General features: G+C 36.7%; 11 protein-coding genes and 1 pseudogene. All 12 read right to left on the reverse strand.

Annotation, left to right across the window (positions count from 1 at the left end; all coding sequences use genetic code 11):
* Positions 1-253 (reverse strand): annotated as a pseudogene (locus ACYPZI_RS14920) (RHS repeat domain-containing protein); the annotation flags it as partial.
* 305 nt (positions 254-558) lie between these two features.
* A complete protein-coding gene (locus ACYPZI_RS14925) occupies positions 559-876 on the reverse strand; it encodes a hypothetical protein (protein WP_459602999.1) in 318 nt (105 codons plus the stop codon).
* Between the two features lie 226 nt (positions 877-1102).
* Entirely contained in the window at positions 1103-2083 is a 981-nt protein-coding gene (locus ACYPZI_RS14930; protein WP_459603018.1) for a M91 family zinc metallopeptidase, read from the reverse strand.
* Positions 2084-2314: 231 nt separating this feature from the next.
* Complete coding sequence (locus ACYPZI_RS14935; protein ID WP_459603001.1) at positions 2315-3577, reverse strand: RHS repeat-associated core domain-containing protein; 1263 nt, start codon at positions 3575-3577, stop codon at positions 2315-2317.
* Positions 3578-3679: 102 nt separating this feature from the next.
* The gene (locus ACYPZI_RS14940; RefSeq protein WP_459603003.1) at positions 3680-4222 is read right to left on the reverse strand and encodes a hypothetical protein; all 543 of its coding nucleotides are present in this window, start codon (positions 4220-4222) and stop codon (positions 3680-3682) included.
* 2 nt (positions 4223-4224) lie between these two features.
* The gene (locus ACYPZI_RS14945; protein ID WP_459603005.1) at positions 4225-5481 is read right to left on the reverse strand and encodes an RHS repeat domain-containing protein; all 1257 of its coding nucleotides are present in this window, start codon (positions 5479-5481) and stop codon (positions 4225-4227) included.
* Between the two features lie 137 nt (positions 5482-5618).
* Positions 5619-6221, reverse strand: coding sequence for an ankyrin repeat domain-containing protein (locus ACYPZI_RS14950; RefSeq protein ID WP_459603007.1), 603 nt, complete (start codon positions 6219-6221; stop codon positions 5619-5621).
* A gap of 9 nt (positions 6222-6230) precedes the next feature.
* Positions 6231-7229: an RHS repeat domain-containing protein gene (locus ACYPZI_RS14955; RefSeq protein ID WP_459603009.1), complete on the reverse strand. Its 999-nt coding sequence runs from the start codon at positions 7227-7229 to the stop codon at positions 6231-6233.
* 152 nt (positions 7230-7381) lie between these two features.
* Positions 7382-7738 (reverse strand): hypothetical protein, encoded by a 357-nt coding sequence (locus tag ACYPZI_RS14960; RefSeq protein WP_459603010.1) that lies wholly within the window; start codon positions 7736-7738, stop codon positions 7382-7384.
* Position 7739: 1 nt separating this feature from the next.
* Positions 7740-9071 (reverse strand): RHS repeat domain-containing protein, encoded by a 1332-nt coding sequence (locus ACYPZI_RS14965; RefSeq protein ID WP_459603012.1) that lies wholly within the window; start codon positions 9069-9071, stop codon positions 7740-7742.
* A gap of 121 nt (positions 9072-9192) precedes the next feature.
* Positions 9193-9669, reverse strand: a complete 477-nt coding sequence (locus ACYPZI_RS14970; protein WP_459603014.1) for a hypothetical protein — start codon at positions 9667-9669, stop codon at positions 9193-9195.
* Between the two features lie 15 nt (positions 9670-9684).
* Positions 9685-11062: RHS repeat domain-containing protein (locus tag ACYPZI_RS14975; RefSeq protein WP_459603016.1), on the reverse strand; the 1378-nt coding region annotated here is incomplete at its 5' end.

An 11062-nucleotide genomic window follows, 5' to 3' on the forward strand; every position in this document is an offset into this window, starting at 1 on the left:
AATTATATTGGATTTCGGTTATCCCTTTATTCAAATCCGATTTCATAGCTCCATTCCGGTTGTAAGTGTACTCGGTAGCTGCATTGCTGTAATCTTTGAAGTCGGCGGATTCAATATAAACGAAGTTCGGCACCGCATCGGTTACTTTTGTCAACTGGTTGCCGATATGATCCATGGTCAGGTTATCCACCAAGCCGTAGGAAGTAGCAGCGTTTCCAGTATCTTTTTTTCCGTAACGTTGAAGGGTCAGCATATTGCCGTGCTTGTCGTAGGAATTTTAACTAAAAAGTAACAGAAGTAACAACTTTTTCATTCTCTCTTTTATCACTTTTTCCTGTCAAACTAACAGCCCATATATAAGATAAATAACCCTGCCGATGATGATACCGGCAGGATTATAATTATTGCTACGCAACACTCAGACGGGACGTCTGCGCGAGCGGGGGACAGGACTATTGTCTATCCTTACTCAAGGCGTAGCCTTGTCTTAGTTCCGACGTAGCGAGACGCTACGCCGAACGAGGGTTTTCGTACTACGAAAACATAACCTTGCTAAAATCAATTGCTAAAATCAATTCTGTCTCTTTCCAGATTGAAGAAGTCTTTGAAACTAATACAGTCAATTTTATATTTTTTGTTCGAAAACACAATTCTGGTTGCGTATATGGTTTCATTAGGCAAAAGATTCGAGTTGAGATTTTCTTCTTCTTTAATTCTTTTAATATCCCAATCGGAGACTAATTGCATCATCTTCTTTGTAAACAACAGTTTGCTTGTGAGTTCAAATGAACCTGTTTCATTTGTATAAGAAATAGTGTCTACTTTATTCCAGAATGTAAAATCACAGTTTCCTTGTACTCCTGGAAGCTCTAACACATAAACTGTATCATTTTTACTTGAGTACTCTAATTTATCAAGCCAATGAGTCTGTATTCGATAGTTTTTTAGTGCTTTGATAAATATATTGTCTCCTAATTCAGACTTTTGTATTCTATAAATATCATCCGAAACAGTAATATATGATTGAGATTTGCAACTAGTACTAAACACCAAAACAGTAAAAAAAAGGAATATGATGTATATACAACTTTTCATAGCTCTATCAATATCTATATGGAGTTCGTAATAACGGAATACCTCTAACAGTACCATTTGATTGCATATAAAACGAGCTGACACCACCCCTAATAATCCTAGTACTTTCTAATCCTACACGAGTTCCACTGCTGGCATCTATACCGTAATGAGTTCTAAGAGGAATATTATTCTCTGATCGTAATTGATTCTCAACATGTGTTGCATATTTTTCAGAGTTAGGTATTGCCACACCTCCCTCTGTAACCCAAGTGGAATTGTCAATGGTGCCTTTCCAAGTGTCTTGAATATGAGCCATTTCATGGCCTAGTCCAATATAAGAAGGTCTATTTTCATTTCCCATAGTATTCATTCCCCCCATCGTAGAATTGGGATTCCATGTGATATAATCTCCATTTTGACCTGCAACATTTCTACCTCCCTGGGCAATATTTACTACACTTGTAGAAGTCATCAAATCATTAACCAATGCCTGACCTTTGGCTCCACCTCTTAAATCGGCTAATGCTGTTGTCAAATTGTTGACAAACTGATTATTTCTAGAATAAATCTGTCCATTTGCTCCAATGAATCCATAGTTGCCATTTGCATCTTGCCCATAATAATATCGATCACTTTGAATTGTCTGATTCCCATTCGCATCAACTACAGCAGTATTAATAACAGTGGTAATGCTATCCCCTCTCAAATCCACATTGTTCACTGGGTTATTTGCACAATACGCATACGGACTAATACTATAATACTTCTCCGCCAGCGGGTCAACCGTAGTAAACCTGCCTATTGCACTCTCATAGTATCTTGCCGAATAATCATACAGATTTAATCCGTACATCTGATCCAGTTCCTTGCCATTGTACTTGTAAGGCTGGTTCGTTCCATTATCATATTTGTCGGCAAAGGCAGTACCGAATGGAATATGGAGATAATATATCCGAAGGATGGAATCAGATTCATTTCTTCCTTCCTTTATAGAGAATAATACAATTAATAATTATACCGACTATAATATGTATACCTAACAGTGTTAAAATTTTCATATTCGCTCTAAGAATATCCATTATTATATCTTCTTGTAGTACCGACCTTATGCAACCTAAATCTTTAGCGCATTTCAAATCCATGAAATTACTTCCGTACATACTCAAAGCAAAATATAACACAACTATAGATACTACAATATATATTTTCAATAAGATCTTCATAATTAAATTTTGATTTATTTGGTTAATGTTGAACGTAGAAAAGAAGGAACAAAATGTCTATATCTCTGATTAGATGGTACTGAATAAATTTCTCCATGTTTTCGATCTATCACCGTTCGCTTCACATTTAAAGTATTAGAACCAGACTTATTTAAAACATCTGATACAAATGTTGCACAATTATTCGTGAATAAATTATAAGATCCATAACTATCTCCAACATCATAGGTTTCAATGTTACCTGTAACAACAAGCTCTTTTTTTTCATTTATGATTGTTTCTGTAAATGTAGGATAGCTTAATGATTTCTTTAATTCTCCTTTCTTTATTATATCTTCTATCACTGTTATTATTGCATTTTCTGAAACATCCGTTATATTAACAGAAGTCATGTCTGTACTCTGTTTTTTCTTTTCTAAATATTTTTGAGCAGCAGTTCCAGTATATTTAGTTAAATGACCTTTTCCTGTTATTGCATGTCCACTTGATCGTCCAACTCTTTGTGAGGGTTGATAGGGTCCATAAGAATAAACTACCAAATCGTCCCCTTCACCAACACTCATCCAAGCATGCCCCCCCTCAATAGTTTCAGTATATACTCTTGCTGTATCGGGAGCCATTCCTGTCGGATCTATATACTTCAATGGGTTATTAGCCACATACACATACGGACTAATACTATAATACTTCTCCGCCAGCGGATCAACGGTAGTAAACCTGCCTATTGCACTCTCATAATACCTTGCCGAATAATCGTACAGGTTCAAGCCATGCATTTGATCCAGTTCTTTGCCGTTGTACTTATACGGCTGTTTACCTTGTTCGGCTGTCGTGCCTTCGGCAAAGGCAGTACCGAAAGGATAATAATGGTTCTTTTGTATTACCGTGCCGCTTGCATTAGCTACGACCCTATTATTTCCCAAATGATCATTCAAATAGTAATGGTAAACGCCGCCTTCAATATAGCCTCCATCCACCAATATTTTTGTCTTATTGGTTATTGCAGTCCCCTTTTTCTCCGTTTCATAAATAATATTACCCACGTAGTCGGTATTCTTGTAATCGGTAAAACCATCATTGGCAGGAGTGGTGGCACCCATAGGGGCAACACTCAAAGTAGGGTCATAACGCTGCTCTGTCTTCAGCTTCACGCCTGAAGCCGAATAGGTGTAATACACCTTGCCACTGACCTCTGTATTCTTGATCAGTAACTCCTGCGGTAAATTTAAAGAATTATACTTAATACCCAAAATTCCTTTATGGGAATCTGTCGCCATCGCCCCGTTGAAATAGTCCTGCCATTATTAGCAACAATGACAGGACTATTTTCTATTATTACTCAAGGCGGAGCCTTGTTTTAGCTCCGACGCAGCGGGACGCTACGCCGAACGAGGGCTAAACTCATGCACTTGTTTGGCTATCTTTATAATATCAATGATGGGGATTTCTTTGTGAGATACAATCTTTTCCTCATCAAGTACAAAAATAATAACACTATATTCATTTATATCAATATCTAAACGAATATCTTCAAACTCATTTATTAAATAAGCTTCATTTTTATAAACGCAATAAGTATTAATTTTAGAATAAATAATTTCTTTTTCATTATCTCTAAAATAATGATAATCATTAAATGTCGTAAAAGTATTTCTTCGTATATGAAACACCTCTTTTCCCCATCTATTCCAAAGATATAATCTCACAAAGTACCCGGCGATAAGCCAAGCTAAAGTAAAAACTAAAATAGAGCCAAAAGAGATTTGCCCATTTTGAGAAATCAAAAATAGTATTCCCAAAATAGGGAGTAAAAACATAGTACCTGCTGATCCCGCAATAAAAAGGAGAGCACAGCCCATTTTTCCATTATTTTCTAATTTCAGCCAAATTGAATCATTTGATGTTTCTAATAAATAATGCATATTTATCTATTTTTTAAGCGTTGTTTGATATCCTTATTTTTGAGAGGATGACTCACTGTTCCTCGAGGATTGGATATTTTAGGGGGAGTTACAGTTCCACGCTTCATACTATTAACTATAGATTTGGTTGTACTTTTTCCAATATTTTTCCCTCCAAATCTTATAACAGATTTGTAATCATTTAAATTCCATGGGTTACGAGTACCAGCCCCAAATATTATATTAAGTGGATGTAATTGTCTCAATACATAATCTTTAGCATTTTCAAGATTACTTTTTCTCCCATCAAATCCTCCATCTGTAGCAGCTTTGACTGCTCCTCGCAAATATCCACTTCCTTCTGTTTCTCCTTTTTTGAAATCATTAACTTTATCCTTACCAACAATATATTGATATTCATAAATATCATAACCATCCTCAGTCTTTCCATATTGCTGAATTGCCATATAATTCCCTTCATTTTCTCCAGAAGTAATTAAATGAAGATTAAACACTTCACCATCCTCATTTGTTACAACCTCATAATCATTTTTGTCGAAAAGACCACTCATACCATCTGTTCGATAATTAGTAAGGTAATATTCCCATACTTCATTAGCTGGAACCGTATCTGTTCCTAATGGATCAATGTATCTCATAGGATTGTTAAGAGCATATACATATGGAGATACAGAAAAGTGTTTTTCCGCCAGCGGATCGACAGTCGTAAACCTGCCTATTGCACTCTCATAATACCTTGCCGAATAGTCATACAGGTTCAAGCCATGCATCTGATCCAATTCCTTGCCATTGTATTTGTAAGGGTGCTGGTTGGAGCCATAAGTATACTTATCGGCAAAGATTGTTCCAAATGGGTAATAATGGTTCCACTGGGTTTTTACCCCATTCTGGTTGACTGTCATCCGGTTATTACCCAAGTGGTCGGTCAGGTAATAATGATAAACATTGTTTTCAATATAGCCACCATCAACCAATATTCTTGTTTTGTTCGTTACAGCAGCACCCTTTTTCTCTGTCTCATAAATGATATTACCCACGTAGTCGGTATTCTTGTAATCGGTAAAACCATCCGTTGCAGGGGTGGTTGTCTGTACAGGAGAAAGCTGCAAGGTAGGGTCGTAACGCTGCTCTGTCCTCAACTTCACGCCTGAAGCCGAATAGGTGTAATAGTTCTTGGCTTTTACCGATGAACTGTTGATCACCATTTGCTTCGGTAAATTTAGTGAATTATATTGGATTTCGGTTATCCCTTTATTCAAATCTGAATATAATGCCCCGTTGGAATAGCCCTGCTATTATTACTAACAATGACAGGGCTATTTGTCTTTCCTTACTCAAGGCGGAGCCTTGTTTTAACTCCGACGCAACGGGGACGCTACGCCGAACGAGGGGGGGGTTAATGGATATAGAACTTTTCAAATAAATATTTAGAAATTTCCTCATTATCTTCGTTTATTGCTAATGCTAATGGGTAATTACCTCTCTTGGTTTTTACATGTAAATTAACTCCTTTTGCGACTAGCTTCAAAACCATTTCTTTATAGCCTAAAAAACATGCAGAGTGTATAGGAGCATAATTTTCATTATCTGCTAAGTTCAAATCAGCATTCAAATCTAATAAGAGATTAAATATATCATCCTTTCCCAATAATACTGACAATAACAAAGGGCTAACACCGTCTTTGGTTTGAGAATTTATAAATTTCAATATATCTGGTTCTCTATTTAAAATATCTATTAATCGTTCTGATAACCCAGAATAAACTATACTATGAAAAATTCCCTCGCCTTCGTCATTTACTAAATTTAAATTAGCTCCATTATTCAGGAAAAAAATATATGCCTCACTTCCTTTATCACTGATAGCATATAAAAGTAAAGTATCATTATCTTCGTCTAAAAAACGATAATCAATATTGTGTTGATTTATATGTTTTTCAAGAAAATGAACATCATTACAAGCTATTGCATTCTTTAAATTATCTTCAAAATTGTCCATTTTTCAGTTTTATTTATTTATTCTATAATCTTCATCTAATTGTTTTTTCGTTCTATCCGGAGCTCCTTTATCTTTTGCATCGTGTCCCCCTCTCCTCGCATCTTTTCCTTTATTTTTCTCTAGTTCTTTAGCTTTATATTTAGCATAATCTTCTGATGCAGGCTGATTTGCTCTTTGTTCTTTTCCCGCTTCTCGCGCAGCTTTCTTTGGGTTTATTGGTTTCTCCGACGAAGATGAATTTCCATTAGAACTTGTTTCCGACACTCGTCCTTTTTGGGATGAAAGACTGTTGGCGCCAGAAGTAACCGTACCTACACCATGAACAATTTTTACCCCTCCATCTACAATAGCCGGAACAGAAACAACTGCTGCTGTTCCACCAGAACCAACTGTTGCTGCCGAACCTGCAACAACCTCTGTACCTCCTACGACTGATTCTATAGTACCTATACTTATACTGATGAGATCACCGACGTCCTGTCCTAAATTGTATGCTTTTGCATTGGAATACACACCTGTTTCCCGTAAATTTGTTGTACCTAAAGCAGCATTATCAGTAACAGCTCTAACTGCTCCGTTTGCAAAACTCAAGACTGCACCGCCTGCTGCTTTTGCTGTACTCTTTATTTTTTCCCATGAAGGAAAAGGCCATTCGCCATTAGGATCGGTATATAATAATGGATTATTGAAACAATACGCATACGGCGACCACGAATACCCTTGTTCCGCCAGCGGATCTACAGTCGTAAACCTGCCTATTGCAGCATCCATATACCTTGCTGAGTAGTCATACAGATTTAATCCGTACATCGGATCCAGTTCCTTGCCATTATACTTATATGGCTGGTTCGTACCATTATCATACTTGTCGGCAAAAGCTGTTCCAAACGGGTAATAATGGTTCCACTGGGTTTTTACCCCGTTCTGATTAACAATCATCCGGTTATTTCCCAAATGGTCATTCAAATAGTAATGGTAAACGCCTCCTTCAATATATCCTCCATCCACTAAAACTCTTTTTAGTGAATCGTTTTCATAAATATTTTACCATATACCACACACAGCAAAACTGGCGGGGTTATTCTTTCTATAGCTGATAAAAAATCCTTACATTCGCTTCGGGATATATTATCCCGAAGACAGGCGACTTCAATATCAAATTATTCAAAAACTATCCAGCTATTATCACTAGGATCATCAAAAAAACCAATTTCAGCAATAATTTCAGGATTTCCCGAATCTAAGTTTAATTCTAAATAATTTTTTTCTTCAAAAAAAAGTTTTAAATATCTATTTTGCTCGATATCTATTTGAGTAATATTATTACTAATAAGAGAACATAGCATATCACGATATAATGAATCTCCATACCTAAATATTTTATTATTAATAATAACTGTTGGCCAAATATAAAGAGTCAAACTTGGTCCATCAAAATGTAATTGTACATAATCCTGAACAAACTCGACTGAGCTTAACTGTTCTCCTATCAACTTTTTTTTCAATATAGTTTCCATATTATTTTAATGGTATATGTCCTCTTGGGTCTTTGTTTGAAATTGTTTTACCTGTTTTGGGATCAACAGTTTGCCCTGATTGATTCATATAATTAACTCTTTTACCTTGATTTGAATTAGCATCCATTATCCTAACCCCAGTAGTTCGAGAGTCCATTCCATAACCACCTTTACCTCCTTGATAAACCATTCCTGTTCCTTTATTTGGAGACGTTGGACCCACTGCACCTTTAGGTATAGGGATTGCTTCTCCTTGAGGTGTAACAACAAAATTTGTCTCTTTTACTGATGCTTTACTAACATCAACAACTTTATCTACTGCTTTTGTCCCAGTTTTAACATTATTCACAACTTTTACTGCTCCTTCTAACCCTGCACCAATAAATGATGCAGCTAAACCAACGACCTCTAAGCCTGCAAAAACTTTTTCTCCAACTGTTGATTCTACTCCATTGGTAGATTTCGCAATTACTGTAGCTGTATTAGACAATGGAGAACCAACCGAAAGCATCTCTCCTGTTGTATTTACTGCTGCTGCTAGCTGTTCTGTACGTTGCTGCCCTACTTGGAGATTTGCTAAATCTTGTCTTGCTTTATCTGCTCCCTGTGTATTTGAAGATTGATTTACCCCTAAAAACTTGTCTATTTTAGAACCTAAATTAGTTAACATTTCAATGATTCCATCAATGGGCCCTTCGCCAGTTGGATCAATAAAACGTATTGGGTTATTATAACTATAAACATATGGACTCCATGAATAGTATTCTTCCGCCAGCGGATCCACAGTAGTAAACCTCCCTATTGCACTCTCATAGTATCTTGCACTATAGTCGTACAGGTTCAAACCGTGCATCTGATCCAGTTCTTTGTTGCTGTACTTATATGGTTGCAAACCCTGTTCAGCGACAGTATTCTCAGCAAATGACATCCCAAACGGATAGTAGTGGTTCTTTTGAATCACTGTGCCGCTGGCGTTTACAACTACTCTGTTATTTCCCAAATGGTCGCTTATATAATAGTAATACACTCCGCCCTCATAATAGCCACCATCTATTAATATCCGCTTTAGCGTGTTATTTTCGTAAATGATATTCCCAACGTAATCCGTGGTCTTAGCCATTGTCAGGGAATTTACCGTTATCCCCGAACCGATAACAGGAGCAGTAGAAAAGTTAGGGTTCCATTTCTGTACTACTTTCAGCTTCTGCCCTCCTGCACTATAGGTATATTCGTTCCTTGCCTCTGCAACGGGACTCTTTATATCCATCAATTTCGGTAAATTTAAGGAATTATATTGGATTTCGGTTATCCCTTTATTCAAATCTTTGTTCATCGCCCCGTTGGAATAGTCCTGCCATTATTAGCAACAATGACAGGACTATTTTCTATTATTACTCAAGGCGGAGCCTTGTTTTAGCTCCGACGCAGCGAGACGCTACGCCGAACGGAGGGGTTTATTTGCTCAAATTTGTTTCAATCTTAACTAAACCGCGTTCTTCATACTTATTTTTATAAGTATACCATTCATTTACTTTACATTCTATGGGGATAATTACTAGAGTTTTGGTATTTTCAAACAACTTCCCATTTGGTTTTGACATTGAATAAATAAATAAAGTGTCCATCCGTGCTTCATAATAGATTTCAGGCTGATAGTATACTAAAATATCATTTTCATTTTTATATTTATACATTTGGTTTACAGGATCATAATTCCCAAAAACATCATCAGACTCTATAGGCTTCGAAGAAAAGACAATTGCATCATGTCCTCCAGAAACTCCCCATACAAGAGTTTCCACATATATATTTCCACTCTTTAAATTTATTGTATAATCGTGTTTAATCGTTGAATCTATTGGCTCAAAAAGATCATATATTAAATAAATAGCAATAAAAAAACATATAACTATGAATATCCATTTTTTCATTTGATACAATTTTGATTATTTTTTCTTTGCATCTTTCCAACCGGCAAGACTTCTTCGATATTGATAGTAAATTTCACCATAATATGGTGCAGGTCCATATGTATTTCTAAAAATAACAACATTAACAGCATCCCATTTAGAGAATGCTCTTTGCTTAACATGTACTGCTCCTGCTAATTTTTGAAATGTAGCAAATCCACCTGGGACATTCCCTGATTGCGAAGCATTGTAGCCAGCTAAATAGTTACCTGCAGAACGAGCAGTCGCATATTTTCCATTTAATAATCGTCCCTCTCCATTTGGATAATCTTTTTTAACATCAAATGTTCCACCTGGTTTTGAACCCATTGCAATATCTTTTATATTCATATCTTTTGCTTGCGCTGCCTTCTCAGCAATAATATCATCCCATGATTCTCCAAATTTGATTGTACCAACAACATTAGAATTTTCATTTTCAAGATCTAAAAATTCATCCCAATATTCAGTCTCTCCCATATTAGTGCCATTCTTTGCCAATAATTTATTCCCATCATATGTATCTGCACTTATACCATGCTTAAATACTCCCATATTGTCATCATTATAAACGGCAACCACATGACCTAAAGAGTCTGTATGAGTTGAACATCCATCTGGATCAATGTATCTCAATGGATTATTCATTACATAGGCATACGGCGACCAGCTATAATAACTTTCCGCCAATGGATCCACAGTCGTAAACCTAAAATCATCCTTCCATCGTGCAGAATAATCATACATATTCAATCCGTTTCTTGCGTCCAGTTCCTTGCCATTATATTTATACGGCTGGGCACTTGTTCCCGAGGCATCCGCAAAGGAACTACCGAAAGGATAATACTGCGTACTCTGAACCACCGATGCCGCCGCGTCGGTCACTATCCGGTTGTTGCCCAGATGGTCGTTGATGTAAAAATAGTAATTTCCTGATTCATTATAACCGCCATCGACCAAAATTCTTTTCAACGCGTTGTTTTCGTAAATAATATTACCTACATAATCAGTCGTCTGGCTTTGTGTCAAGGCTGCGGTATTAATCGTTGAGCCTATAACGGGAGAGGTAGAATAATTCGGGTTCCACTTCTGTACGGCTTTCAGCTTTTGCCCTGATGCCGAATAGGTATATTCATTACGCCCTTCGGTGGTCTTATTTTTGATGTCCACCATACGGGGCAGGTTCAGGCTGTTGTATTGTATTTGCGAAATACCCTTGTTCAAGTCCTGCGACATGGCTCCGTTTCTGTTGTAAGTGTACTCGGTAGCTGCATTGCTGTAATCTTTGAAGTCGGCGGATTCAATATAAACGAAGTTGGCTACCGCATCGGTTACTTTTGTCAATTGGTTGCCAATGTGGTCCATTGTCAGGTTA

The sequence above is a fragment of the Dysgonomonas reticulitermitis genome, from assembly GCF_054601275.1.

Excerpts from the sequence above, each read along its gene's own strand:
- ACYPZI_RS14960 (WP_459603010.1), bottom strand. The coding sequence starts at position 7,738 with ATGGAAACTATATTGAAAAAAAAGTTGATAGGAGAACAGTTAAGCTCA.
- ACYPZI_RS14940 (WP_459603003.1), bottom strand. The coding sequence starts at position 4,222 with ATGCATTATTTATTAGAAACATCAAATGATTCAATTTGGCTGAAATTA.
- ACYPZI_RS14950 (WP_459603007.1), bottom strand. The coding sequence starts at position 6,221 with ATGGACAATTTTGAAGATAATTTAAAGAATGCAATAGCTTGTAATGAT.
- ACYPZI_RS14935 (WP_459603001.1), bottom strand. The coding sequence starts at position 3,577 with ATGGCGACAGATTCCCATAAAGGAATTTTGGGTATTAAGTATAATTCT.
- ACYPZI_RS14965 (WP_459603012.1), bottom strand. The coding sequence starts at position 9,071 with ATGAACAAAGATTTGAATAAAGGGATAACCGAAATCCAATATAATTCC.
- ACYPZI_RS14970 (WP_459603014.1), bottom strand. The coding sequence starts at position 9,669 with ATGAAAAAATGGATATTCATAGTTATATGTTTTTTTATTGCTATTTAT.